The 25,531-nt window shown below is 71.6% G+C and carries 26 protein-coding genes and 1 tRNA gene; 18 read left to right on the forward strand and 9 right to left on the reverse strand.

The genetic code is table 11. The features are described from left to right. Positions 1 to 28: 28 nt before the first annotated feature. The 10 genes from sufD (at position 29) to QC283_RS35050 (ending at position 6,976) form a co-directional block, all read left to right on the forward strand. Positions 29 to 1,213 carry a Fe-S cluster assembly protein SufD gene (gene sufD / locus QC283_RS35005; protein ID WP_279565803.1) on the forward strand — a complete coding sequence of 395 codons (1,185 nt, stop codon included), beginning with the start codon at positions 29 to 31 and terminating at the stop codon, positions 1,211 to 1,213. Continuing rightward, positions 1,210 to 1,527 (forward strand): non-heme iron oxygenase ferredoxin subunit, encoded by a 318-nt coding sequence (locus tag QC283_RS35010; protein WP_279565804.1) that lies wholly within the window; start codon positions 1,210 to 1,212, stop codon positions 1,525 to 1,527. The genes sufD and QC283_RS35010 overlap by 4 nt, the downstream gene beginning before the upstream one ends. A 7-nt stretch (positions 1,528 to 1,534) precedes the next feature. Continuing rightward, complete coding sequence (gene sufC, locus QC283_RS35015) at positions 1,535 to 2,299, forward strand: Fe-S cluster assembly ATPase SufC (protein WP_279565805.1); 765 nt, start codon at positions 1,535 to 1,537, stop codon at positions 2,297 to 2,299. Beyond that, complete coding sequence (locus tag QC283_RS35020) at positions 2,296 to 3,567, forward strand: cysteine desulfurase (protein WP_279565806.1); 1,272 nt, start codon at positions 2,296 to 2,298, stop codon at positions 3,565 to 3,567. Before sufC ends, QC283_RS35020 begins: the two co-directional genes overlap by 4 nt. Positions 3,568 to 3,584: 17 nt before the next feature. Next, a complete protein-coding gene (gene sufU / locus QC283_RS35025; RefSeq protein ID WP_279565807.1) occupies positions 3,585 to 4,055 on the forward strand; it encodes a Fe-S cluster assembly sulfur transfer protein SufU in 471 nt (156 codons plus the stop codon). Next, positions 4,052 to 4,384 (forward strand): metal-sulfur cluster assembly factor, encoded by a 333-nt coding sequence (locus QC283_RS35030; RefSeq protein WP_055416328.1) that lies wholly within the window; start codon positions 4,052 to 4,054, stop codon positions 4,382 to 4,384. The genes sufU and QC283_RS35030 overlap by 4 nt, the downstream gene beginning before the upstream one ends. A 103-nt stretch (positions 4,385 to 4,487) precedes the next feature. Continuing rightward, the gene (locus QC283_RS35035) at positions 4,488 to 4,808 is read left to right on the forward strand and encodes a DMT family transporter (RefSeq protein ID WP_279565808.1); all 321 of its coding nucleotides are present in this window, start codon (positions 4,488 to 4,490) and stop codon (positions 4,806 to 4,808) included. Next, positions 4,808 to 5,344: a TetR/AcrR family transcriptional regulator gene (locus QC283_RS35040; protein WP_279565809.1), complete on the forward strand. Its 537-nt coding sequence runs from the start codon at positions 4,808 to 4,810 to the stop codon at positions 5,342 to 5,344. Before QC283_RS35035 ends, QC283_RS35040 begins: the two co-directional genes overlap by 1 nt. 133 nt (positions 5,345 to 5,477) lie before the next feature. Further along, complete coding sequence (dapD, locus tag QC283_RS35045) at positions 5,478 to 6,467, forward strand: 2,3,4,5-tetrahydropyridine-2,6-dicarboxylate N-succinyltransferase (protein WP_279565810.1); 990 nt, start codon at positions 5,478 to 5,480, stop codon at positions 6,465 to 6,467. 278 nt (positions 6,468 to 6,745) lie between these two features. Further along, positions 6,746 to 6,976, forward strand: a complete 231-nt coding sequence (locus tag QC283_RS35050) for a hypothetical protein (RefSeq protein WP_279565811.1) — start codon at positions 6,746 to 6,748, stop codon at positions 6,974 to 6,976. Here QC283_RS35050 and dapA read toward each other — a convergent pair. After that, complete coding sequence (dapA, locus tag QC283_RS35055) at positions 6,961 to 7,896, reverse strand: 4-hydroxy-tetrahydrodipicolinate synthase (RefSeq protein ID WP_279565812.1); 936 nt, start codon at positions 7,894 to 7,896, stop codon at positions 6,961 to 6,963. The two genes, QC283_RS35050 and dapA, sit on opposite strands and share 16 nt — an antisense overlap. 166 nt (positions 7,897 to 8,062) lie before the next feature. On the opposite strand from dapA, the gene QC283_RS35060 reads away from it, so the two are divergent. From QC283_RS35060 to QC283_RS35070, 3 genes are all read left to right on the forward strand, one after another. Then, complete coding sequence (locus QC283_RS35060; RefSeq protein ID WP_279565813.1) at positions 8,063 to 8,482, forward strand: phage holin family protein; 420 nt, start codon at positions 8,063 to 8,065, stop codon at positions 8,480 to 8,482. After that, entirely contained in the window at positions 8,479 to 8,982 is a 504-nt protein-coding gene (locus QC283_RS35065) for a DUF3618 domain-containing protein (RefSeq protein WP_279565814.1), read from the forward strand. The genes QC283_RS35060 and QC283_RS35065 overlap by 4 nt, the downstream gene beginning before the upstream one ends. Before the next feature lie 185 nt (positions 8,983 to 9,167). Further along, positions 9,168 to 9,887, forward strand: a complete 720-nt coding sequence (locus QC283_RS35070; protein ID WP_279565841.1) for an antibiotic biosynthesis monooxygenase family protein — start codon at positions 9,168 to 9,170, stop codon at positions 9,885 to 9,887. A 22-nt stretch (positions 9,888 to 9,909) separates the two neighbouring features. Here QC283_RS35070 and QC283_RS35075 read toward each other — a convergent pair whose 3' ends face one another. Next, positions 9,910 to 11,736 carry an endonuclease/exonuclease/phosphatase family protein gene (locus QC283_RS35075; protein ID WP_279565815.1) on the reverse strand — a complete coding sequence of 609 codons (1,827 nt, stop codon included), beginning with the start codon at positions 11,734 to 11,736 and terminating at the stop codon, positions 9,910 to 9,912. 317 nt (positions 11,737 to 12,053) lie between these two features. Between QC283_RS35075 and QC283_RS35080 the strand changes: the two genes are divergently transcribed. The 5 genes from QC283_RS35080 (at position 12,054) to QC283_RS35100 (ending at position 17,893) form a co-directional block, all read left to right on the forward strand. Continuing rightward, on the forward strand, positions 12,054 to 13,481 hold the full coding sequence (locus tag QC283_RS35080; protein WP_279565816.1) for a hypothetical protein: 1,428 nt from the start codon (positions 12,054 to 12,056) through the stop codon (positions 13,479 to 13,481). A 207-nt stretch (positions 13,482 to 13,688) separates the two neighbouring features. Next, entirely contained in the window at positions 13,689 to 15,164 is a 1,476-nt protein-coding gene (locus QC283_RS35085) for an alkaline phosphatase PhoX (protein ID WP_279565817.1), read from the forward strand. After that, positions 15,157 to 15,281, forward strand: a tRNA-OTHER gene (locus tag QC283_RS35090). The genes QC283_RS35085 and QC283_RS35090 overlap by 8 nt, the downstream gene beginning before the upstream one ends. Positions 15,282 to 15,634: 353 nt before the next feature. Further along, positions 15,635 to 17,218: a TROVE domain-containing protein gene (locus tag QC283_RS35095; RefSeq protein WP_279565818.1), complete on the forward strand. Its 1,584-nt coding sequence runs from the start codon at positions 15,635 to 15,637 to the stop codon at positions 17,216 to 17,218. 102 nt (positions 17,219 to 17,320) lie between these two features. Then, on the forward strand, positions 17,321 to 17,893 hold the full coding sequence (locus QC283_RS35100; RefSeq protein WP_279565819.1) for a TetR/AcrR family transcriptional regulator: 573 nt from the start codon (positions 17,321 to 17,323) through the stop codon (positions 17,891 to 17,893). Positions 17,894 to 17,933: 40 nt separating this feature from the next. On the opposite strand, the gene QC283_RS35105 is transcribed toward QC283_RS35100, so the two are convergent. From QC283_RS35105 to QC283_RS35135, 7 genes are all read right to left on the reverse strand, one after another. Further along, complete coding sequence (locus tag QC283_RS35105; protein WP_279565842.1) at positions 17,934 to 19,166, reverse strand: TerD family protein; 1,233 nt, start codon at positions 19,164 to 19,166, stop codon at positions 17,934 to 17,936. Positions 19,167 to 19,282: 116 nt separating this feature from the next. Further along, a complete protein-coding gene (locus QC283_RS35110; protein ID WP_279565820.1) occupies positions 19,283 to 20,272 on the reverse strand; it encodes a zinc-dependent alcohol dehydrogenase family protein in 990 nt (329 codons plus the stop codon). Beyond that, positions 20,269 to 21,153, reverse strand: a complete 885-nt coding sequence (locus QC283_RS35115) for a carbohydrate ABC transporter permease (RefSeq protein ID WP_279565821.1) — start codon at positions 21,151 to 21,153, stop codon at positions 20,269 to 20,271. The genes QC283_RS35110 and QC283_RS35115 overlap by 4 nt, the downstream gene beginning before the upstream one ends. Further along, on the reverse strand, positions 21,150 to 22,094 hold the full coding sequence (locus QC283_RS35120) for a carbohydrate ABC transporter permease (RefSeq protein ID WP_279565822.1): 945 nt from the start codon (positions 22,092 to 22,094) through the stop codon (positions 21,150 to 21,152). The genes QC283_RS35115 and QC283_RS35120 overlap by 4 nt, the downstream gene beginning before the upstream one ends. Continuing rightward, entirely contained in the window at positions 22,091 to 23,461 is a 1,371-nt protein-coding gene (locus QC283_RS35125) for an ABC transporter substrate-binding protein (protein ID WP_279565823.1), read from the reverse strand. Before QC283_RS35125 ends, QC283_RS35120 begins: the two co-directional genes overlap by 4 nt. Before the next feature lie 157 nt (positions 23,462 to 23,618). Then, positions 23,619 to 24,389 (reverse strand): DeoR/GlpR family DNA-binding transcription regulator, encoded by a 771-nt coding sequence (locus QC283_RS35130; protein ID WP_279565824.1) that lies wholly within the window; start codon positions 24,387 to 24,389, stop codon positions 23,619 to 23,621. A 272-nt stretch (positions 24,390 to 24,661) separates the two neighbouring features. Beyond that, complete coding sequence (locus QC283_RS35135) at positions 24,662 to 25,471, reverse strand: NAD-dependent epimerase/dehydratase family protein (RefSeq protein ID WP_279565825.1); 810 nt, start codon at positions 25,469 to 25,471, stop codon at positions 24,662 to 24,664. Positions 25,472 to 25,531 lie beyond the last annotated feature (60 nt).

Consider the following 25,531-nt stretch of genomic DNA (forward strand, 5'->3'; position numbering starts at 1 on the left):
GACGTAGGAAGAGAGCAGACCGACAGCCATGGCTGAGGCTCAGAACATCCCCGTGGGGTCCACCACCGCGGGCCAGATCGCGGTGGCCGCCGAGTCGACCGTCGCCACGCGCATGAGCGCGCCCGCCTCCTTCGACGTGGCGGACTTCCCGGTCCCCCACGGCCGTGAGGAGGAGTGGCGGTTCACGCCGCTGGAGCGGCTGCGCGGGCTGCACGACGGCACCGCGGCCGCCACCGGCGACGGCGTCAAGGTCGACATCGACGCCCCCGAGGGCGTCGTCGTCGAGACCGTCGGCCGCGACGACGCGCGCATCGGCAGGGCGGGCACCCCGGTGGACCGGATCGCGGCCCAGGCCTACTCGTCGTTCGAGAAGGCCGGCGTGATCACCGTCCCCAAGGAGACGGTCCTCACCGAGCCGATCCGCATCGCCGTGCACGGCGAGGGCGGCACCGCCTACGCCCACCAGGTCGTCGAGCTGGGCGCCTTCGCCGAGGCCGTGGTCGTCATCGACCACACCGGTGACGCGGTGCTCGCCGCAGGCGTCGACTACGTCCTGGGGGACGGTGCCAAGCTGACCGTCGTCTCCGTCCAGGACTGGGACGACAAGGCGGTGCACGTCGGCCAGCACAACGCGCTGATCGGCCGCGACGCCACCTTCAAGTCGTTCGTGGTCACCTTCGGCGGCGACCTGGTCCGGCTGCACCCGCGCGTCGCCTACGCCGGTCCCGGCGGCGAGGCCGAGCTGTTCGGCCTGTACTTCACCGACGCCGGCCAGCACCAGGAGCACCGCCTCCTGGTCGACCACAACGTCCCGCACTGCAAGTCCAACGTCGTCTACAAGGGCGCGCTGCAGGGCGAGGACGCGCACGCGGTCTGGATCGGCGACGTGCTCATCGAGGCCGCGGCCGAGGGCACCGACACCTACGAGATGAACCGCAACCTCGTCCTCACGGACGGCGCCCGGGTCGACTCGGTGCCGAACCTGGAGATCGAGACCGGCGAGATCGTCGGCGCCGGCCACGCCTCCGCCACCGGCCGCTTCGACGACGAGCAGCTCTTCTACCTGATGGCGCGCGGCATCCCCGAGATCGACGCCCGCCGCCTGGTGGTCCGCGGCTTCTTCGCCGAACTCGTCCAGCAGATCGGTGTCCCGGACATCGAGGAGCGCCTGCTCGCCAAGATCGACGAGGAGCTGGAGGCGTCGGTCGCATGACCTTCGTACGCGTCTGTGGAGCGGGCGAGCTGGAGGAGGACACCCCCAAGCGGGTGGAACTCGACGGCACGCCGATCTCCGTCGTGCGCACCGAGGGCGAGCTGTTCGCGATCCACGACATCTGCTCGCACGCGAACGTCTCCCTCGCCGAGGGCGAGGTCGACGACTGCCACATCGAGTGCTGGCTGCACGGCTCGCGCTTCGACCTCCGCTCGGGCAAGCCCGACAGTCTTCCGGCGACGCGCCCCGTCCCCGTATATCCCGTAAAGATCGAAGGGGACGACGTACTCGTCTCCCTCACCCAGGAGTCCTGAGGCACCCATGGCAACGCTTGAAATCCGAGACCTGCACGTCACCGTCGAGGCCGACAACGCCACGAAGGAGATCCTCAAGGGCGTCGACCTCACCGTGAAGCAGGGCGAGACACACGCCATCATGGGCCCGAACGGCTCCGGCAAGTCGACCCTCGCCTACTCCCTCGCGGGTCACCCCAAGTACACGATCACCGGCGGCACCGTCACCCTCGACGGCGAGGACGTCCTGGAGATGTCCGTCGACGAGCGCGCCCGCGCCGGCCTCTTCCTGGCCATGCAGTACCCGGTCGAGGTCCCCGGCGTCTCGGTCTCCAACTTCCTGCGCACCTCCGCCACCGCCGTCCGCGGCGAGGCCCCCAAGCTGCGCACCTGGGTGAAGGAGGTCAAGGAGGCCATGCAGCGCCTCAACATGGACCCCGCCTTCGCCGAGCGCAACGTCAACGAGGGCTTCTCCGGCGGTGAGAAGAAGCGCCACGAGATCCTCCAGCTGGAGCTGCTCAAGCCGAAGATCGCGATCCTCGACGAGACCGACTCCGGCCTCGACGTTGACGCCCTGCGCGTCGTCTCCGAGGGCGTCAACCGCGTCCACGAGTCGGGCGAGGTCGGCACCCTGCTGATCACCCACTACACGCGCATCCTGCGCTACATCAAGCCCGACCACGTCCACGTCTTCGCCAACGGCCGCATCGCCGAGTCGGGCGGCGCCGAGCTGGCCGACAAGCTGGAGGCCGAGGGCTACGAGGCATACACGAAGGGCGGCGCATCCGAGTGACACAGCTGCCGGGCCTCCTCACCGCGCCCAGTCTTCTGGGTGAGGCGATCCGCAAGGACTTCCCCATCCTGGACCGTGAGGTCCATGACGGACAGAAGCTCGTCTACCTCGACAACGCCGCGACCTCGCAGACCCCCCGCCAGGTCATCGACGTGCTCACGGAGTACTACGAGCAGCACAACGCCAACGTCCACCGTGGCGTGCACGTCCTCGCCGAGGAGGCCACGGCACTGTACGAGGGCGCGCGGGACAAGGTCGCGGAGTTCATCAACGCGCCCTCCCGCGACGAGGTGATCTTCACCAAGAACGCCTCGGAGTCCCTCAACCTCGTGGCCAACATGCTGGGCTGGGCCGACGAGCCCTACCGTGTGGACCACGAGACCGAGATCGTCATCACGGAGATGGAGCACCACTCCAACATCGTGCCGTGGCAGCTGCTGGCGCAGCGCACCGGCGCGAAGCTCCGCTGGTTCGGCCTCACGGACGACGGCCGCCTGGACCTGTCCAACATCGACGAGGTCATCACGGAGAAGACGAAGATCGTCTCCTTCGTGCTGGTCTCCAACATCCTGGGCACCCAGAACCCGGTCGAGGCGATAGTGCGCCGTGCCCAGGAGGTCGGCGCGCTCGTGTGCATCGACGCCTCCCAGGCCGCGCCGCACATGCCGATGGACGTACAGGCCCTCCAGGCCGACTTCGTGGCCTTCACCGGCCACAAGATGTGCGGTCCGACGGGCATCGGCGTCCTGTGGGGCCGCCAGGAACTGCTGGAGGACCTCCCGCCCTTCCTCGGCGGCGGCGAGATGATCGAGACCGTCTCGATGCACTCCTCCACGTACGCCCCGGCCCCCCACAAGTTCGAGGCGGGCACGCCCCCGATCGCGCAGGCGGTGGGCCTGGGCGCGGCGATCGACTACCTCAACTCGATCGGCATGGACAAGATCCACGCCCACGAGCAGGCGCTGACCGAGTACGCGGTGAAGCGGCTGCTGGACGTCCCGGACCTGCGCATCATCGGTCCGACGACGGCCGAGGACCGTGGCGCGGCGATCAGCTTCGCGCTCGGCGACATCCACCCGCACGACGTGGGCCAGGTCCTCGACGAGCAGGGCATCGCGGTCCGGGTCGGCCACCACTGCGCCCGCCCCGTCTGCCTCCGCTACGGAATTCCTGCGACCACGCGAGCGTCGTTCTATCTGTACTCCACGCCGGCCGAGATCGACGCACTGGTCGACGGCCTGGAGCACGTACGGAACTTCTTCGGCTGACGGGACGAGCGAAGAGCATGAAGCTGGACTCCATGTACCAGGAAGTCATCCTGGACCACTACAAGAACCCGCACGGGCGTGGTCTGAGGGACGGCGACGCCGAGGTGCACCACGTCAACCCGACGTGCGGCGACGAGATCACGTTGCGCGTGAAGTACGACGGCACGACGATCAGCGACGTCAGTTACGAGGGCCAGGGCTGCTCCATCAGCCAGGCGAGCGCCTCCGTGCTGAACGACCTGCTGGTCGGCAAGGACCTCGCCCGGGCGCGGCAGATCCAGGAGACCTTCCTGGAGCTGATGCAGTCCAAGGGCAGGATCGAGCCCGACGACGCGATGGAGGAGGTCCTGGAGGACGCGGTCGCGTTCGCCGGGGTCTCGAAGTACCCGGCCCGGGTCAAGTGCGCCCTGCTGAGCTGGATGGCCTGGAAGGACGCGACGGCCCAGGCACTGGACGGCGCCGACGCCGAGAAGGAGACGACGGCATGAGTGAGACCGTGGAAATGAAGCCGGCCTCCGAGGAGGAGGTCCGCGAGGCCCTGCTGGACGTCGTCGACCCCGAGCTGGGCATCGACGTCGTCAACCTGGGCCTGATCTACGGCGTCCACATCGACGACGCGAACATCGCGACCATCGACATGACCCTGACGTCGGCGGCCTGTCCGCTGACGGACGTGATCGAGGACCAGGCCAAGTCCGCCACGGACGGCATCGTCAACGAGCTGCGCATCAACTGGGTCTGGATGCCGCCGTGGGGCCCGGACAAGATCACGGACGACGGCCGCGAGCAGCTGCGCGCGCTCGGGTTCAACGTCTGAGAGGCCTCTGAGAGGCACCCGCACCGCTTCACGAAACGGCGACGCCCACCGGGCGTCGCCGTTTCCGTGTGCCCGCCCGCCTCCTATGTGTACGCTCGTACACATGGGATATCTGCTCCTGGCCGGAGCCATCGCCGCCGAGGTCGCCGGGACCACCGCCATGAAGTACAGCGAGGGCTTCAGCAGGCTGATCCCCTCGCTGCTGACGGCACTCGCCTACGTGCTCTCCTTCACGCTGCTCGCCCAGACCCTCAAAACCCTCGCCGTCGGCACCGCGTACGCCATCTGGGCCGGCGTGGGCACCGCCGCCATCGCCGCGATCGGGGTGGCGTTCATGGGCGAGGGGATGACCGTGACCAAGGCCGCCGGTATCGCGCTGATCATCATCGGCGTGGTCGTACTGAACCTGGGCGGCGCGCACTGATGTCCCGGCGCTACGACCCCGAGCGGCGCCGGCGCATCATCGACGCGGCGATCCGGGTCGTCGGGCGCAAGGGCATCGCCGGTCTCAGCCACCGCACCGTCGCCGCCGAGGCGGACGTTCCCCTCGGCTCGACGACGTACCACTTCGCGACGCTGGACGAACTCCTGGTCGCCGCCCTGCGCCAGGCGAACGAGGGCTTCGCCAAGGTGGTCGCCGGCCACCCGGCACTGTCGGACCCGGACGCCGACCTGCCCGCCGAACTCGCCCGCGTCCTCGGCGAGTGGCTGGGCGGCGACCGCACGGGTGTCGAGCTGGAGTACGAGCTGTACCTGGCCGCCCTGCGCCGCCCCGCCCTGCGTCCGGTCGCCGCGGAGTGGGCCGAGGGCGTGGCAGGCTCACTGGCGTCCCGCACGGACCCGGTGACGGCGCGGGCACTGGTCGCCCTGATGGACGGGATCTGCCTCCAGGTGCTGCTGACGGGGAGGCCGTACGACGAGGCGTACGCGCGGGAGGTACTGGCGCGGGTGATCGCCTGAAGCAGGCTCTGCCGGTCCGCTCCGGACCGGTCCCCGGCGCGGGCGCGGGGTGGCGCCGCGCCGGGATACCGGCACGTGAGATCCCCCGCCGACCGGTTCGCACCCGACGCCCCCGGCCGGTTAGGTTGCCCTCATGACCGACACGACTGCACCCCGCACCACCGGCGCCGTGGCCGCCGGGCTCGCCACGATCGCCGCCGACGGCACCGTTCTCGACACCTGGTTCCCCGCCCCCGAACTCGTCGCGGAGCCGGGCCCGTCCGGCACCGAGCGCCTCACCGCCGAACAGGCCGCCGAACTCCTCGGCGGCGGCGCGACCGCGGCGGTCGGTCCGGACGCCCGGCGCGGTGTCGAGGTGGTCGCGGTCCGCACGGTCATCGCCTCGCTGGACGAGAAGCCGGTCGACACGCACGACGTCTACCTGCGCCTGCACCTGCTCTCCCACCGCCTGGTCGAGCCGCACGGCCAGAACCTGGACGGTATCTTCGCCCACCTCGCCAACGTCGCCTGGACCTCGCTCGGCCCGGTCGCCGTCGACGACGTCGAGAAGGTCCGCCTGGCCGCCCGCGCCGAGGGCCTGCACCTCCAGGTGACCTCGATCGACAAGTTCCCGCGCATGACGGACTACGTCGCCCCCAAGGGTGTCCGCCTCGCCGACGCCGACCGCGTCCGCCTCGGCGCGCACCTGGCCGAGGGCACCACCGTCATGCACGAGGGCTTCGTCAACTTCAACGCGGGCACGCTCGGCACGTCGATGGTCGAGGGCCGCATCTCCGCGGGCGTCGTCGTCGGCGACGGTTCCGACATCGGCGGCGGCGCCTCCACCATGGGCACCCTCTCCGGCGGCGGCAACGTGCGCATCACCATCGGCGAGCGCTGCCTGGTCGGCGCCGAGGCGGGCGTGGGCATCGCGCTCGGCGACGAGTGCGTGGTCGAGGCCGGCCTCTACGTCACCGCCGGCACCCGCGTGACGATGCCCGACGGCCAGATCGTCAAGGCCCGCGAACTCTCCGGCGCCTCCAACATCCTCTTCCGCCGCAACTCGGTCACGGGCACGGTCGAGGCCCGCCCGAACAACGCGGTGTGGGGCGGCCTGAACGAGGTCCTGCACAGCCACAACTGACCGTCGCGGCCCCGCTGAGCGCCCTCCTCGCCCCGGCCGCCGCCGAAACCGGCCGCCCGCGGAGGGCGCTCACCGTTTCCGGGCCCGGTACCGCGTCCGGTGCTCATCGCGGTGGCCCGGGGCGCAGGGGTGTGTCGCGTCAGAGCAAGAGAGGCGCATGCCTCGCGCGCCCCCCGCACGTACGGATGACTCCCCGTGACCTGCCGGTGGTCTTTGCGGATGAACGGGTGGACGCAGAGTCCGATCAGACGCCGATCCGACGAAACGAGGGGCCTGGTATGACGAACGAGCGGGCGAGGACCGTGGCGCGTTGGCTGGCCGGGGCGGGCGCCGCGGTGCTGGTGTGCTGGGCCCCGGCGGGGACCGCGCACGCCGACGAGACCACCACCGATTCGCACAACGGCCCCCGGGTCGGTCTCCTCAACGTCCACGTGGGGCAGATCGACGACCCGGCGGAGGACGTACTGGAGCACACCCTGCTGTTCGGCGACGGTTACGCCTGGGACTGACCCGCGTCGGCGACCAGTCGCACCAGTCGCCCGTACGCCGCCAGCAGCGCGTCGGTCGTCTCCCGGTCCGCGCCCCGCAGCGGCGCGCGGACCGGCCCGGCGGGCAGGCCGAGCGCGCCCAGGAGGGCCTTCGCGGTGACCGTGCCGGGCAGGCCCGCAGCCATCATCAGCTCAATGAGCGGGACGGCGCCGCGCTGGAGCAGGGCGGCCCGTCCGGTGTCGCCCGCGTCGAACGCGTCGAGGACCGCGCGGAACAGGTCCGGCACGACGTTCGCGACCGTGCTGACGTACCCCGCCGCGCCGATCGCGTACAGGGCGAGGACCTGCTCGTCGCAGCCCGCGTAGTACGCGAGGCCGGTGCGGGACAGCACCTTCTGGGTGCCCAGGAGGTCGTAGGAGCAGTCCTTGACGGCGACGATCCGCGGGTGCCCGGCGAGGCGGACGAGTGTGTCGGGTTCGATGCGGGTGCCGGTGCGGCCCGGGATGTCGTAGAGGGCCAGTGGCAGCCCGCAGGCGTCCGCGATCTCCAGGAAGTGCGCCTCCAGGGCGTCCTGCGGGGGCCTGCTGTAGTACGGCGCGACCACCAGCAGCCCGTCCGCGCCCGCCTTCTCCGCGGCCAGCGCCAGCTCCACCGTGTGCCGGGTGTCGGCGGTGCCCACCCCGGCGACGAGTGACGCCCGGTCCCCGACCGCCTCCCGCACCGCCGTGACCAGCGCCGCCTTCTCGGCGTCCGTGGTGGTCGGCGACTCGCCCGTGGTGCCGGACAGCACCAGACCGTCACAGCCGCCCGACACCAGCCGGTCGGCGAGCCGCTGCGCACCGTCGAGATCGAGCGCGCCGGCCTCGGTGAACGGCGTGACCATGGCGCACAGGGCGCGGCCGAAGGGCGGAGGGGAGGGGCGGTGGTCGTCTGTCGTCATGGAAGTAGTGTCGGCAGACAGACCGTGTAGCTCCACTTAATTCTGCTACGAAGTATCGGTAAGGATTGCTTTCGGGTGGGTGGGTGGACGAGCGCCGGGCGAGGACAGGGATAGCGCCGGTCGGCCGGGGGTACCCGGAGCGCTCCGAACCGAGAGGAGGCGGAACGTGACCGGGACCATGCACACCAGGCCGGTGCGCGACGAGCAGCACTCCGTGGGTGAACTGGTCGGTCAGGCCACCGAACAGCTCTCCCGGCTCGTGCGCCAGGAAGTGACCCTCGCCAAGATGGAGCTGGCCGAGAAGGGCAAGCGCGCCGGGCGCGGCGCCGGGATGCTCGGCGCCGCCGGAGCCATCGCGTACGTCGGTCTGTTCGCCCTGGCCGGCACGGCCACCGCCGCGCTTTCACTGGTGCTGCCCGTCTGGGCCGCGGCGCTCATCGTGACGGCGGCGCTCTTCGTGATCGCGGGCGTACTGGCCGTGATGGGCCGCGCCCAGCTCCGCCGCGCCGTGCCCCCGAAACCCGAGGAGACCCTCGGCAGCGTCAGGGCCGACGTGGACCAGATCAGGGAAAGGGCGCATCGATGACCGACGTGACGAGCGGGGACGGTGCGAGGACCGGCACCGGCTCCACCGCACAGCCGGCCGGCGGGGCCAAGGGGCCCGACGAGCTGCGGCAGCAGATCGAACAGACCCGCGGCCAGCTCGGCGACACCGTGGAGGAGCTGGCCGGGAAGGCGGATGTGAAGGGCCGCGCCAAGGCCCGCGCCGCCGATCTCCGGGACAAGGCCGGCGCCATGACCGTGCAGTTGCGCAGTTCCGCCGCACAGGCCGGGCACACCGTGCAGGACAAGGCGAGCAGGGCCGGGCACACCGTGCAGGACAAGGCGGGCAGGACCGGCCGTGCCGGGCACGACGAGGCGGGCGGGGCCGGGTCAGCCATGGAGCGGCGCGGGCCGGGACGGGCGCGCGGCGCGGTCCGGGCGGCGCGCGGGCACCCGCGTGCGGTGCTGATCGCCACAGCGGCGGCGGGCGCCGTGGTCGCGGTGGGCGTGCTGCGCCGCCGCCACCCTCACGGGTACTGCTGAAGCCGCGGACGCGGCATGGGTGACGAGGGGTCCCGGGCGGGACCCCTCGTCACGTACGTCGTACCGGTACCGGAACACCTTCCGGTAGGCACTTGACCTCAACCTTGGTCGAGGTCGGAGGGTGGTGCGTGCACCCGGGGCGCACCCAGCGCGCACCCGACGACCACCGACCACTGGAGGCCGGCATGACCCGCCGCACCCGCCGTACCGACGCACACCCCGAACTCGTCCGCCCGGACGTCCAGGCCCCCTTCTTCAGCACCTGGCGGGTGGGCACCCCCGAGCGGCAACGGCAGACCGTCGACGCCATCGCCCGTACCTGGGAGCGCCGCCCCTGGCCCGCCGACGACCTGCTCGGCTACCACGTCTACACCGGCCACGACGGCAGCACCCTGCTGCACCACTCGCAGTGGGCGAGCGAGCAGGCGTACGAGTCCTTCGTCAAGACGCACCGGCAGGAGCGCGTCGACGAGATCGACACCGCCGTACCCGGCATCGAGCGGGTGCGGCTCGACAGGTACCGGCGCTACCGCAGCGCCACCCGCGACAACGACGGGTCGGCGCGCGTGCCGGGGTGCGTCGTGATCGTCGACGTCGAGTTCGAGGGACCCGACCCCGAGCGGCAGCGCGCCTGGGTCGACGCCGTCCTCGAGGCCCTGGCGAGCGAGCCGGAGCAGCACCCCGGCGGCATCTCCGCCCACTTCCACCTCAGCACCGACGGCACCCGCGTCCTCAACTACGCCGAGTGGGAGAGCGCCCAGGCCCACATCGACGCCCTCGCCGCACCGGGCGACGGCGTCGGTTCGGGATCGGACCTGTGGAAGCGGGTGCAGAACTGGCCGGGCATGACCAGCGGCGGCGGGGTCAGCCGCTACGACCACGCCCTCGGCCTCGTGCCCCGCTGAACCCGCTCCCACCGAGCGCCGGTTACGGACGGAACCGCAGCACCTGCGGGTCGTGGTCGCTGATCTGGTCGTGGAACTCGGCGTTGACGTGCACGCTGTCGTACGACAGGCGCCCGCCCCACCGGATCGACGGGCTGACCAGGATCTGGTCGAGGACCTGGCTGTTGCCCTGGTAGACGTACGAATAACGCTCGCTCCGCGGCAACGACTTGACCGCCGACCACAGGGCGCCGTCGTCCTCCAGGACGCGGGTGGTCTTCGAGAACTCGAAGTCGTTGATATCGCCGAGAGCGATGACGTCGGCGTTCTTCTGGGTGGCGAGGACCTCCTTGACGAAGGTGTTCACCGACCGCGCCTGGAGGTGGCGCTGCGTCTCCGAACCGCGTGACGGCGGCTGGTAGCGCGCCGTCAGCCCCTGGTCGCCGCCCTTGGAGTTGAAGTGGTTGGCGATGACCACGACCGTCCGGCCGCGGAAGACGAACTCGCCGGCCAGCGGCTTGCGGCTGTCCTCCCAGGCGGGGTTCGCCGGGTCCACGCGGCCGGGGGAGTGGGTGAGCGCCGCCTTGCCGCGCACCTTCGTCACCCCGGTCGCGGTGGTCGCGTCACCGGCCCCGCGGTCGGTGAAGGAGACCCGCTCCGGGTTGAACAGGAACGCCTGGCGGATGTTGCCGCCGGGCTGGCCGCCGTCCTCGCCGTCGGCCGGGTCGATGCCGCGCCAGTCGTAGCGCGGGCCGCCGGCCGCGACGATCGCGTCGATCAGCTTGCCGACCGTCGCGTCGGCGGCCACCGTGCCGTCGTCCGTGGCGCCGTTGTTGTCCTGGATCTCCTCCAGGGACACGATGTCGGGCGCGTTGAGGTTGTGCACAATCGTTTCGGCGTGCGCGGCGAAGGTGTCGTCGGACGGGTCGAGGTTCTCGACGTTGTACGTCGCCACCGCCAGCTCGCGGCTGCTCTGCCGGCGCGTCGTCTCACGCTCCAGGACCCCGCTCTCCAGGGTGCCGATCTCGCTCGCCACCAGCGTGTAGCCGCCGTACTGGTTGTAGTCCAGGGGGCCCGCGGTGGCCCCGGCGAGGGTGTCGCCCACGTGGGCGTCGGGGAAGTCGGCCGGCTTGCCCAGCGACTGGATCTGCAGCCGGCCGGTGTTCTGGGAGTCGTAGGAGCCGTACACCGTGCCGCCGCGGCGGTTGGCGTTCTCCCAGGGCTTCACCGTGACCCACAGCTCGGTGTACGGGTCGGTGGCGCCGACGACGCGGGCGTCGGAGACGCGGACGTTCATGCCCTCCAGGGACTCGTAGTGGTCCAGGGCGTACTTCGAGGGCCGCAGCGTCAGGCCGTCGACCGAGCCGCTCGCGGCCTCGTCACCCTCGGGGGCGTACGCGCGCGGCACCGAACGGGCGGAGACGGTCGTCGCGGCCGGGACCTCGTTGCCGCTGGAGACGACCGTGAAGGTCGGGCGGGTGATCTCGGTCAGCGACTGGTTCCCGGAGGACGTGCCGCCCGGGACGTACTCCGAGACCGTGCCGGAGACGGTGACCGCGTCACCGACGGCGACGCCCTTCGGGGTGGAGCCGGTGAAGACGAAGACGCCCTCGCTGGTGGCCGGGTCGGCGTCCGGACGCGGATCCTGGATCCAGAAGCCCCTGGAGGAGCCGTAGCCGCGCACGCCGGTGACGATTCCGGCCACGTCGGCGACCTGCTTGCCGGCGTACGGCGACAGCCGGGTGCTGCCCTGGATGTCGTGGACGCGCACGGAGTCGGCGTGCGCGGGCGAGGTGAGGACGACCGTGGACGCCGAGCAGACGGCGGCGACGGTGAGCGCGGCGAGGCGCGCGGAGGACTTGCTGGCCAACGTGATCCCTCCGGGGACGTGACAGAGCGCCGGGACGAGGGTGATGCGGGTGGGGCGAGGGTGGGCGCGACGGGACGAGGGTGGAAGGCGAGGGGCCGCAGGCCGTACGCGGACCTGGGTGAACACTTGTCCCCCGCTTTCTACGCGCGTCAATCTCCTGCTTGGTCACCTCAGTTGTCAAGGTTTCGGCCATGTACTCCACCCGTCGGGGAGATGAACCGGGCGGCATGGGTGGAAACCCGTCTAGGCTGAGCTGTTGAGCCGTACGGCGTCCGGATGGCCGTACGGCGGTCAAGGCGCGCGAGGAGAAACAGCCGATGTCAGACAGCTCCACCCTGCCGCCCGCACGACTGCGCCCCGAAGCGGAACTGGCCCGCGACGCGCTGTCGGCGCCGGTGCTCTCCCGGGCCGCCCGGCTGGCCCGCTGGGCCGGTCCGGACACCCGCGTCGACGCCGGGGGCGGGCTCGTCGAGGAGCAGTTGCCGTCGGCGGCCGAGGAGCTCGGGCTGAGCGGGGACGACGCCGCGGCGTACGCGAGCGAGGCGTGGCGGATCGCCGTGGACACCGGGCTCGTCGAGATCACCGACGAGGAGGCGGGCACCGTCGCGACGGGCGAGGACCTCGCCACGCTCACCGGCGGCTCCCCGCAGGACGTGCTCGGACTGTGGCTCACCGCCCTGGAGGCGGTGCTCGCCGACGCGAGCGTGCCCGACCTCGACGACCTGGTCGACGCCATGGCCGAGGGCGGCGAGGTCGACCTGTCGTCCCTCGACTGGGACCCGGAGGCCGAGGCGGAACTCCTCGACGGCGTGCTCGGCAACCTCTACCTGCTCACCGTCGGCGAGGACCACCCCGGCGACGCCTCGGTGCCGCTGCCCGCGCTGGCCGCGTCCGTGATCGTGCCCAGCGACATGGGCGAGCCCACCAACGACGTGCTGGAGCAGGTCTCCGACGCGATGATGCGGCTGGACGACCAGTTCCGGCTGCTGGAACCCATCGGCCTCGTCGAGTACCAGCCGGTCGACGAGGCCCTGATGGCCGACGCGGACGAGGAGCCCGCGGCCCCCGTCGACGAGGCCGACGTCGCCCGCTACGGCATGGTGCGGCTCACCCCGCTCGGCCTGTACGGACTGCGCGCCCGGCTGCTGGAAGCCGGTTTCGAGGCCCCCGCCGTCGGCGACCTCGCCGACAAGGGCGCCGACGTCCTGCTCGACGGCACGGCCCCCTTCCCGCCGGCCGCCGCCCACGCCGAGACCGAGCTGTGGCTGGCCGGCCGGGGCCCCCTCACCGCGGCCCGCGAACTGCTGGCGGCGGCGCGCGGCTCGGACGCCGGCGCGCCCCTGCGCCGGCTGCGCTGCCAGCAGGCGCTGTCCCTGGTCGGCACCGAGGCGGAGCCCGCGCTGCGGGAGGTCCTCGACGACGGCGAGCTGGGCGGCCTGGCCCGGGTCTGGCTGACCGAGCACGGCGCCCGGGACGTGCCGGCCCCGCCGCAGGAGATGGTCTTCTGGCTGACCATCGACACGGTGGCCGCACAACTCGCGGCCGAGGGCAACTCCGAGGAACTGCGCGCCCTGGTGGAAGGCCTGGCCCGGCAGCACAGCGGGTTCTTCGACACGGTGTGGCGGATCGACCACCCGGCCACGCCGGACGTCCTGGAGGCGATGGGGCGGCTGCACCCCGACAAGAAGATCGCCAAGGAGGCGCGCAAGGCGGCCTTCAAGGCGCGGTCGCAGCAGAGCGGCTGACGCCGGGCGCGGCGGGACCGACGGCGCGGACGCCGGCGGTCCCGTCCGCGGGGCGCGTACGGGACCGGTGAGCGCGCGGGGGAAGGCCTCCGCCCGTTCAGCTCCCGTTCAGGCACGGGCGGGACCCCCGTTCAGGCGCGGGCGCGACCGTGGCGCCGAACCGAGGTCCGCCACCCTCCACGGCAGTCCACCGTCACAGGAGACACCATGTCGCTCACCCGCAGGGATTTCGCCGGCCGATCCGCGCTCACGGGCGCCGGAGTCGTGCTGGCGGGCAGCGTCGGCGCCCTCGCCACGGCTCCCAACGCCCTCGCGTCCACGGACACCGAGAGCGCGGGGGAGGAGCACGGCCGAGGCCACGGACACGACCACGGACACGACCACGGCGGGGTCGGTTACGGACCCCTGCTCCCCGACCCCGACGGCATCCTCGCCCTGCCCGCGGGCTTCCGGTACGAGATCATCACCTACTGCGGCCGGACCAGGCTGGAGTCGGGCGAGTACACGCCGTCCAACCACGACGGCACCGCCGCCTTCGACGGCCCGCGCGGCACCACCCTCCTGGTCAACAACCACGAACTCGGCGGCCACCGCGACGACTGGCCCCACCCCGTCCCGCTCACCGAGGGCCTCGTCTACGACCCGGCCGCCGCCGGCGGCTGCACCGTCGTCGAGGTCCGCCGCGGCGGCCACGTCGCCGAGTGGGTCGGCATCGCCGGCACCGCCACCAACTGCGCGGGCGGCAGCACCTCGTGGGGCACCTGGCTGACCTGCGAGGAGACCGAGGACAAGGCCGGCGAGGAGGGGATGACCAAGGACCACGGCTACGTCTTCGAGGTCGACCCCGAGGACCGGCGCGCCAACCGCGACCCCAAGCCGATCAAGGCCCTGGGCCGCTACGCCCACGAGGCCGTCGTCATCGACCCCAGGCGCGGCCACGCCTACCTCACCGAGGACGCCTCCGGCCCCAACGGCCTCCTCTACCGCTGGGCCCCGCCGGAGGGCTTCCGGCACGGCCGCGGCCGGCTGCGCACCCTCGCCGACGACGCCGGGACCCTCCAGGCCGCCAAGTGCTTCGACTCCGGCGGCAAGTTCGTCGACGACCTCTCCCGCGCGACGAGGACCGGCACCGTCTACGGCGTCGACTGGATCGACGTCCCCGACCGCGACGCGCGGACCACCTCCGTGCGCAAGCAGTTCACCGACGGACAGGTCACCCGGGCCCGCAAGCTGGAGGGCATGTGGTGGGCCGACGGCGGCGCCTACATCGTCTCCTCCTTCGCCCGTGACGAGAGCCCCGGCCGGCCGCACGACGGCCAGGTCTGGTTCTACGACCCCAAGCGCCGCACCCTCACCCTGAAGGTCCTCCTCGGCGTCAACGCCGACCCGTCCGCCGACGGCGCCTTCGACGGCCCCGACAACATCACCGTCTCCCCGTACGGCGGCCTGGTCATCGCCGAGGACGGCGACGGCGTCCAGCACCTGTTCGGCGCCACCGACAGCGGACGTACCTACCCCATCGCCCGCAACGACCTGAACGTCGGCAGCGAGGACGACCCCGAGTACAGCGAGTTCACCGGCGTCACCTTCTCGCCCGACGGCCGGACCCTCTACGCCAACATCCAGGACCCCGGCATCATGCTCGCGATCACCGGGCCCTGGAAGCGGCAGAAGCGCCGGTAGTCAATTCGCTCGCCCGAGCGGCGGCCGCCCTTTAGAGTGATGAACGTCCAGGTGCGAAGGCAGGACCTACTTCCACTGATAATGGGGCGGCCACGGGTTCGAGTCCCGTCACCGGTACAACGCGCCGGTGTAGCTCAGGGGTGAGAGCACCTTGTCGGTTCCGCCGACCTGAACTCTGGACACCTACAACTTCACGTACCTCCCGGTGCGCGGGCCGCGGCTACTTCGTTGTGATCGAATTCAAAGCCGCCGCCGACCTGATCTCGGGAGGCGCGGCAAATGACGGGTGCCCGGTGCGCAGGCAGCGGATACTTCCTACGCCGGACGGTTGCGGGTTCGAATCCCGTCACCGACCTCGGGTCGGTGTAGCTCAAATGGCAGAGCATCCGTATGTTCCGTCGCCGACTCCGACCTCGGGCACCCTTCTTCTGCCGCGCCCTCCCACCGAAAGGAATTCGGGGGAATTCACCATGGCGCGATTCAACACCAAGGCCGCGAAGGCGCAGCCCACCTCGCGCGTGACGTCGACGGGCCGCGTCCTGCGCACCCACGAGGGCGGCCGGGGCCACGAGCGCGACGCGCGCTCCGAGCTCTTCCTGCTCTCGGTGGCCAACTTGGTCTCGCAGCAGACCTTCTACGAGAGGGGGGCCGCCCGCGACGACCGGTTCGCCACGCTCGTGCGCGAGCTCGCCCTCACCGACCCCGCGTGGACGGCCGGCCTGCTCGGCTGGCTGCGCGGCGAGGGCAACCTGCGCACCGCCTCGGTCGTCGGCGCCGCCGAGTACGTCAAGGCCCGCCTCGACGCCGGCGCCACCGACGGCCCGACGAACCGGCAGGTCGTCGCCTCCGTCCTCCAGCGCCCCGACGAGCCCGGCGAACTGCTCGCGTACTGGACGTCGACGTACGGCCGCGCCGTGCCCAAGCCGGTCAAGCGGGGTATCGCCGACGCCGTACGGCGGCTCTACCAAGGCAAGTCGCTGCTGAAGTACGACACCGCGGGCAAGGGCTACCGCTTCGGCGACATCCTCAACCTGGTGCACGCGGCGCCCGACCCGGACAAGCCGTGGCAGGGCGAGCTGTTCGAGTACGCCCTCGACCGCCGGCACAACCCGGACACCGCGGTGCCGCCCGCCTCGAACCGCGTCCTGACCGCGCACCGCGAGCTGATGGCGCTGCCCGTCGCCCGGCGGCGAGCGGTCGTCACCGCGCCCGACGGTGCCGAGCGGCTCGCGGCGGCGGGCATGACGTGGGAGATGCTGGCGGGCTGGCTCCAGGGACCGATGGACAAGGCGGCCTGGGAGGCGGTGATCCCGTCCATGGGCGCGATGGCACTGACCCGAAACCTACGCAACTTCGACGAGGCCGGCGTGTCCGACGAGGTCGCCGCCCGGGTGGCGGCGCGGATCAGCGACCCGGCCGAGGTGGCGCGCTCGCGGCAGTTCCCCTTCCGCTACCTCGCCGCGTACCAGCACGCGCCGTCGCTGCGCTGGTCGTACCCGCTGGAGCAGGCGCTCGGCCACTCGCTGGCCAACGTGCCCGCGCTGCCCGGCCGGACGCTGGTCCTCGTGGACCGCTCGGGCTCGATGTTCTACTCGCGGATGTCGGACCGTTCGGAACTCAACCGGGCCGACGCGGCGGCGGTCTTCGGCACGGCGATCGCGCTCCGGGCGGCGGACGCGGACCTCGTCGAGTTCGGTACGTCGAGCAACCGCGTGACGTACCGCGAGGGCGAGTCGGTGCTGAAGATCCTGGAGCGCTTCGGTGACCTCGGCGGCACCGACACGACCGAAGCGGTCCGCCGGCACTACAGGAAGCACGACCGGGTGCTGATCGTCACCGACGAGCAGTACGCGCACAGCCGGTACGGCGACCCGACCGAGCAGGTCCCGGAGCACGTGCCGGTCTACACCTGGAACCTGGCCGGATACCGGGCGGGCCACGGGCCGTCGGGCAAGGCCGGCCGGCACATCTTCGGCGGCCTGACGGACGCTGCTTTCCGGATGGTTCCGCTGCTCGAGGCCGGCCGGGACGCCGACTGGCCCTGGGCGGACTGAGCCGACGGCCGGCCCGCACCCCGCGCGGGGAGTGCGGGCCGGGTCGCGGAGCCCGCGCGATAGGGTGCGCGCAAGGTTGCCTGGTGGGCAGGGAGTGACGGGATGGCGCAGGTCAGGCCCATGCGTGCGGATGCCCGGCGTAATCGTGAGCGGTTGCTCGTGGTGGCGGCACAGGCCTTCGCCGAGCACGGTGAGGGCGCCTCGCTGGACGACATCGCCAAGCGCGCGGGGGTCGGCGTCGGCACGCTGTACCGGCATTTCCCGACGCGGCGGGCGTTGCTGGAGGCCGCCTACCTGGAACGGATCGAGGCGATCGCGGCACGCGCGGACGTCATCGCGGGGGAGCTGGCGCCGGGCGAGGCCCTCATCGCGTGGCTCGACGAACTCGCCGCCGGGATGCTCCAGGTGCGGGGGCTCAGGGCGCTGCTGGACACGGCCGTCGAGGACGGTGGCCCGGCGGCGGACCGGGCGTCGTGCGGCGACTGCGTGCGGGGCGCGGTGACGCGGTTGGTGCGGGCCGCGCAGGACGCGGGGACGCTGCGGCCGGACGTCGAGCCGATCGAGGTGCTGCGGCTGGTGCACGGGGTGGTGACGGCGGCCGAGTCGACGCGGGGGGAGCAGGGAACGTGCGTCCGGCGGTATCTGTCGCTGGTGTGGCACGGACTACGGGCGTGAGGGCGCTCCCGGCACGGGGAGCGCCCTCACGCCCGGCTGCCTACAGCGCCTGGGCCGACGGCTTCACCATGCCCTTGACCGTGCGGGACTTGACGAAGTCGCCCATGGCGGTCATCTCCCACTCGCCCGAGTACTGACGGATCAGCTTCGCCATCATCACGCCGGTCTGCGGCTCGGCGCTGGTGAGGTCGAAGCGGACCAGTTCCTCACCGGTCGCGGCGTCCAGGAGACGGCAGTAGGCCTTGGCGACCTCCGTGAACTTCTGGCCGGTGAACGAGTTGACCGTGAAGACCAGGCCGCTGACCTCCTGCGGGAGCCGGCCCAGGTCGACGGTGATCACCTCGTCGTCGCCGCCGCCCTCGCCGGTGAGGTTGTCACCGGAGTGCTTGATCGCGCCGCCCACGATCTGGAGCTTGCCGAAGTAGCAGCTGTCGATGTGGTTGCGCTGCGGGCCGTACGCGATGACCGACGCGTCCAGGTCGATGTCCTTGCCGCGGTACGCCGGCTCCCAGCCGAGGCCCATCTTGACCTGGGAGAGCATCGGCCGGCCGCCCTTGACCAGGGAGACGGTCTGGTTCTTCTGGAGGCTGACCCGGCCCTTGTCGAGGTTGATCTTGCCGGCGCCCGGGGCGGGGGCGGGGGGCGCGGCCGGTGCCGCGGGGGGAGCGGAGGGCATCGTCGGCGCGGCGGCGGGCGGGGGCGGCTGGGTGGCCGCCTGGGACCGCTGCGGAGCCGGCGGGGCGGCCGGCTGGGCGGCCGGCTGGGCGGCCGGTGCGGCCGGCTCCTCCACCGAGACGCCGAAGTCGGTCGCGATGCCGGCCAGGCCGTTGGAGTAGCCCTGGCCGACCGCGCGGGCCTTCCAGGCGCCGTTGCGCAGGTAGACCTCCACGATCACCAGTGCGGTCTCGGCGCCGAGCTGCGGGGGCGTGAAGGAGGCGAGGACGGAGTTGTCGTCCGCGTTGCGGATGGTGGCGGTCGGTTCGATGCCCTGGAAGGTCTGCCCGGCGGCGTCCGGGCTGGCGGTGACGACGATCTTCTCGATGCCCGGCGGGACGGCGGAGGTGTCGACCACGATCGCGTCCGGGGCGGTGCCGCCGCCGGAGCGGTAGGTCACGCCCTGGCCGGTGGGCTGGTTGTAGAAGATGAAGTCGTCGTCGGAGCGCACCTTGCCGTCGGCGGTGAGCAGCAGGCCCGATACGTCGAGCCGCACGGGCGCGGCGACGTCCACCGTCACGCGGGCGGCGGAGAGGGGGATGTTCGAGCCGGGGGTCATAGCTGTCATGCCGGGTGAACGAGCGAGGGCGTTTTACCGTTCCCTTACCCGGGGGCCAATCGGGTCAGTGGTGGGTGGGGCGACCGTCCCGCCGCCCCACCCCGCGCCGGACGCGCCTACGGCACCACCACGATCTTCCGTCCCACCCCCGCCGCGAACTGCTCCAGCGCCTCGGGGTAGCGGTCCAGCGGGATGCGGTCGCTGATGAAGACGTCCGGGTCCAGGACGCCGTTCGCGAAGAGTTCGGCGGCGCGCTCGTAGCTGTGCAGGACCGCCATCGAACCCGTGATGGTGATCTCCTGGTTGTAGATCCGGTACGGGTCGATCTGCACCCGTGTCGCGTAGTCGGCGACGCCGAACTGGAGGAAGGTGCCGGCCTTGGCGACCCGGTCCAGGCCGTCCTGGATGGCCGCCGCGTTGCCCGTCGCGTCGATGACCAGGTCCCAGCCCTGGGGGCGGTCCAGCTCGTCCGGGGTCGCGGCCGAGGCCGAGACGCCGAGGCCGCGGGCGGTCTCCAGGCGGGCCGGGTTGAGGTCGACCATGTCCACGCTGGCCGCGCCGGTCCGCTTGGCCAGCTCCAGCATCATCAGGCCCATCGTGCCGGAGCCGTAGATCAGGACGTGGGCGCCGAGCCGGGACTGGAGGACGTCGTAGCCGCGGACCGCGCAGGACAGGGGTTCGATCAGCGCCGCGTCCTGGGTGCGGACGTGCTCGGGGAGCCTCACGCAGTTCGCCACGGGAGCCACCGCGTACTTCGCGGCGCCGCCGGCCGTCGTCACGCCGATGGCCGCCCAGCGTTCGCAGAGGTTGTTGTGGCCGGTGCGGCAGTAGCGGCACTCGTAGCAGTACAGGGAGGGGTCGACGGCGACCCGGTCGCCGACGGAGACCTCGGTGACCTGCGCGCCGACGCCGACCACCTCGCCGGCGAACTCGTGGCCCGGCACGATGGGGAGCTTGGGCGCGAACTCGCCCTGGAGGATGTGCAGGTCGGTGCCGCACAGGCCGCAGGCGGCGACCTCCACGACGACCTCGCGCGGCCCTGGCGTCGGGTCCGGTACCTCGGTGACGACGGCACGGCCCACGGACTCGATGACGGCGGCCTTCATTTCACGGCTCCAAGCGACAGGCCCTGGACCAGTTTGTCCTGGGCGGCGAACCCCGCGGCGAGCACCGGCAGGGAGATGACGAGCGACGCGGCGCACACCTTGGCCAGGAAGAGGCCCTGGCTGGTGATGAAGCCGGTCAGGAAGACGGGGGCGGTCTCGGCGACCACACCCGTCAGCACCCGGGCGAAGAGCAGTTCGTTCCAGCTGAAGATGAAGCAGATGAGGGAGGTCGCGGCGATGCCGGGCAGGGCGATCGGCGCGACGACCCGGGTCAGGATCGTCGGCAGCCTCGCGCCGTCCACGCGGGCCGCCTCGATGATCGCGACCGGGACCTCGGCCAGGAAGGACTGCATCATCCAGACCGCGATCGGCAGGTTCATGGACGTGTAGAGGATGACCAGCAGCCAGATGTTGTCCAGCATGTCGGTGTTCTTGGCGAACAGGTAGATCGGCAGCAGGCCGGCCACCACCGGCAGCATCTTGGTGGAGAGGAAGAAGAACAGGACGTCCGTCCACTTCCGCACCGGACGGATGGAGAGCGCGTACGCGGCCGGCAGGGCCAGGACCAGGACGAACAGCGTCGACGCGATCGACGCCACCGCCGAGTTGATCAGCGACGGCCAGGGGCTCGCGCCACCGCCCGCGCCGAAGAACTCGCGGTAGCCGTCCAGGGTCAGCGACGCCGCGAAGGACGGCGGGTTGGTGGCCGCGTCCTCCTCCGAGTGGAAGGAGGTGAGCGCCATCCACGCGATGGGCAGGAAGAAGACGATTCCGGCCAGCCAGGCCACCAGGCCCAGTCCGGCACCCGCCTTGCGGCGGGCTCGCGCGGGCTTGGCACCGGCGGTGCCGGTGGCGGCGGGTCGTACGGCGGTGGCGCTCATGCGCGGCCGACCTCCTCGCGGAACAGGGACGACACCACGCGCAGCGCGAAGGTGGCGATGACGATCGAGCCGATGACGACCAGGACGCCCGCGGCCGAGGCGAGGCCGTTCTCGTGCGCCTGGTAGAAGGTCTGGTAGACGGTGTAGGGCAGGTTGGCCGTGCCCAGGCCGCCGGACGTGATCGTGAAGACCGCGTCGAAGTTCTGGACGATGTAGATGGAGCCGAGCAGGGCGCCGAGTTCCAGGTAGCGGCGCAGGTGGGGGAGGGTGAGGTGGACGAAGATCTGCCAGTCGCTCGCGCCGTCCACCCGGGCGGCCTCCATCTGCTGCTGGTCCCGGCTCTGCAGGCCGGCCAGCAGGATGAGCATCATGAAGGGCGTCCACTGCCACACCAGTGAGGCCTCGATCGCGAGCAGCGGGGTGTTCGAGATCCAGTCCGGCTGCGGGCCGCCGACGTAGTGCAGCAGGCCGTTGAGCAGGCCGTACTCGGGGTTGCACAGGACGTGCTTCCAGAGCAGTGCCGCCGCCACCGGGACGACGAGGAACGGGGCGATCAGCAGGGTGCGGACCAGGCCCCGGCCCTTGAACCTCCGGTCGAGCAGCAGGGCCAGTGCCAGGCCGAGGACCAGGCTGACCAGGACCACGGCCACCGTCAGCAGGATCGTCGTCCACACCGACCGGCGCATGTCCGGGTCGCTGAGGACGTCGCCGTAGTTGCCGAAGCCGGCGAAGCTGCGGGCGTCCGGGTAGAGGGCGTTCCAGTCGAAGAAGGAGATCACCAGGGTCGCCACGAAGGGCAGCTGGGTGACCACGATCATGAAGATCAGGGCGGGGAGGAGGGGCGCCCGGGTGGCCCAGGCCCGCAGCCGGGAGGACGGCGGACGGACGGTGGGGCGGGGGTGGCCGGGTGCGGCCGAGGGGGCCGTTGTCGTGGCGGTCATCGTCCCTCGTACTCCTCGGAGATCTTCTCGGCGAGCTGCTGGGACTTCTCCAGGGCCTCCTCGACGGACTGGCGTCCGGCGATGGCCGCGCTGATCTCCTGGGAGACCTGGGTGCCGAGGTCGGTGAACTCGGGGATGCCGACGAACTGGATGCCGGGCGCGGGGCGCGGCTGCACGCCGGGGTCGTTCGGCTTGGCCCCCTCGATGGCCTCCCTGGTCATCTCCTGGAAGGCGGCGGCCTCCGCGCGGTAGGCCGGGTTCTCGTACGTCGAGGCGCGCTTGCCGGCCGGGACGTCGGACCAGCCGACCTCGTCGCCGACGAGCTGCTCGTACTCCTTGCCGGACGCCCAGGAGACGAACTCCCAGGCCTTGTCGGCGTTGCGGGAGGCGTCCTGGATGCCCCAGGCCCAGGTGTAGAGCCAGCCGGCGGACTCGGTCTTCTCCACGGGGGCGGGCGCGTAGCCCATCTTGCCCTTGACGGGGGAGTTCGCCGACTCCAGGGAACCGGCCGCCGAGGTGGCGTCGTACCACATGGCGACGTTGCCCTGCGTCACGTTGTTCAGGCACTCGGCGAAGCCGGACTGGGCGGCGCCGGACTGCCCGTGCTCGCGGACGAGGCCGACGTAGAACTTCGTCGCCTTCTCCCACTCGGGGGAGTCCAGCCGCGCCTGCCAGTCCGTGTCGAACCAGGTGCCGCCGAAGGTGTTGACGACCGTCGTCAGGGGTGCCATCAGCTCGCCCCAGCCGGGCAGCCCGCGCAGGCAGATGCCCTTCATGTCCGGCTCGGCCCCGTCGAGTTCGGCGGCGAGCTCGGCCACCTGGGTCCAGGTGGGGTGCTCGGGCATCGTCAGGCCCTCCTTCTCGAAGATGTCCTTGCGGTACATCAGGAAGGACGACTCGCCGTAGAAGGGCTGGCCGTAGAGCTTGCCGTCGTCGCCGGTGAGGGACTCGCGCATCGGTCCCAGGATGTCCTTCTCGTCGTACGCCGGGTCCTCGGCGACGTAGGTGTCCATCGGCCGCAGCCACTCGTTGCGGGCGTAGATCGGTATCTCGTAGTTGGAGAGGGTGGCGACGTCGTACTGGCCGGCCTGGTTGGCGAAGTCCTGGCTGATCTTGTCGCGGACGTCGTTCTCCGGCAGGACGGTGAAGTTCACCTTGATGCCGGTCTCTTCGGTGAAGTGGTCCGCGGTGAGTTTCTGCAGCGTGACCATCTGCGGGTTGTTGACCATCAGCACGTTGATGGAGTCGCCGCCGGATCCGGCCCCGCCCGCTCCGACCCAGCAGCCGGTGAGCAGCGGGGCGAGCAGCGTCCCTGCGGCGGCCGTGGCGAGTGTGGCTCGCGGCCTCCGTCGGCTCTGGGTTCGCATGGATCGCTCCTGAACATATGGGGAGGTATGGGGCAGAGGAGGGTGTGAGGGTGCCCTCCGGGGACGTGAGTCGGGGTGTGGGACGAGGGTGACGGGCTTTCAGGCTCGGGGACTCGGGTGGTGGGCTCGCAGGCTCAAAGGCCCGGGTGACGGTTTTTCAGACGCGGATGATCTGCGGGCCGAGCAGCGAGTAGCGGTGGGCCTCGGCCGTGGGCAGCAGCGTGCTGGTGACGATCGCCTCCAGGGCGCCGACCTCCGCGAACCGGCAGAAGCTGACCGCCCCGAACTTGGTGTGCGTGCCCGCGAAGACGGTGCGGCGGGCGGCGCGGATCGCCTGGGTCTTGACCTCGCTGACCGCGGGGTCGGGGGTGGTGAGGCCGTGCTCGCGGGAGATGCCGTTGGCGCCGATGTACGCCAGGTCGATGACGAAGCCGGCCAGCATCTTCGTCGTCCAGTGGTCGACGGTGGCCAGGGTGCCCGAGCGGACCCGGCCGCCGAGCAGCAGGACGGAGGTGTCGCCGGACTCGGCGAGCGCGCCGGCGACCGGCAGGGACGCGGTGACCACGGTGAGGGGACGGTCCCGGGGGAGGGCCTCGGCGATGAGCTGCGGGGTGAAGCCCTCGTCGACGAAGACCGTCTCGGCGTCGCCGAGCAGGTCGGCGGCCGCGGCGGCGATCCGGCGCTTCTCGGGCACGTGGCTGGTGGCGCGGAAGGCGAGCGTGGTCTCGAACCCGGCGCTCTCCACGGGGTGGGCACCCCCGTGGGTGCGGCGGACCAGGCCGTGGTCCTCCAGGGCGCGCAGGTCCCGCCGTACGGTCTCCTTGGCGACGCCGAGGCCGGCCGCGAGCGCGGTGACGTCGACCGAGCCGGTGGCGCGGGCGATCCGTACGATCTCGTGCCGGCGCTCTTCCGCCGTCCTCGCGCCCATGCCGAACACCTGCCCCACCGCCTCGTGCGCCGCGTCCCTGCCCGTTCGGGCCTTGGGGGAAGTTCTACAGCGGCCGTGCGGCACTGACCAGGTCTGTCGCGGACCCGATACTGCCCGCTTGTGCCCGTTCCGGTCGCCGGGCGCCCGTCGCGGACCTGGAAGGAAGCGGTGCGCGGGGTGGGAACGGGCAGGGCGGATGCCCGCATGCGGAAGCGGGCGGGCCCGTTCGGTGCCCGCCCGCCTGCGGGATCGGCTTGATCGACCGGTTCCGGTCAGTACGGCCAGATCGGGGGGTCGGTCACGAAGTGGCCGCCCAGGCGGGCGTGCGCCGGGTTGTCCGGATCGAGGTCGCCCTGCTCGGCGAGGAGCTTGTCGGCGTACGGCTCGGAGTCGTCCTCGGGCGCGTAACCGAGCGCCCGCGCGGAGGTGAGGTCCCACCACAGGCGGGTGTTGGCGGACGAGCCGTGGACGACGGTGTGCCCGACGTTCTCGGCGGTCAGGGCGGCGTGGAAGAGGCGGGCGCCGTCGGCGGGGCTCATCCACACCGAGAGCATGCGCACGCTGGTCGGCTCGGGGAAGCAGGAGCCGATGCGTACGGAGACGGTCTCCACGCCGTGCTTGTCCCAGTAGAGCTGGGCGAGGTCCTCGCCGAAGCACTTGGACAGGCCGTAGAAGGTGTCCGGGCGGCGCGGGGTGTCGATCGGGATGAGGGGGTCGTCCCCCCGGGGGCGCGGGGTGTAGCCGACGGCGTGGTTGGAGGAGGCGAAGACGACACGTCGGACGCCCTCCTCGCGGGCGGCCTCGTAGAGGTTGTAGGTCCCCTCGATGTTGGCCTTCAGGATCTTCTCGAAGGAGGCTTCCAGCGAGATGCCCGCGAGGTGGATGATCGCGTCGACACCGCGGACCGCCTCGCGCACGGCCGCCCGGTCGGCGAGGTCGGCGACGACCGCGTCCGGCTCACCCTCGACCGGGCGCAGGTCGAGCAGGCGCAGCTCGTAGCCGTGGTCGGGCAGCAGGTCGCGCATCAGGGTGCCGAGGCCGCCGGCGGCGCCGGTGAGCAGGACGGTGCGGGGAGCGGGCATCCTCGGGACTCCTAGGTCTCCTGTAGGTCTTCTGCATCGGCAGCCGTACGTATGGACGGC

This window comes from Streptomyces sp. DH41 (assembly GCF_029813785.1).
GTDB lineage: Bacteria > Actinomycetota > Actinomycetes > Streptomycetales > Streptomycetaceae > Streptomyces.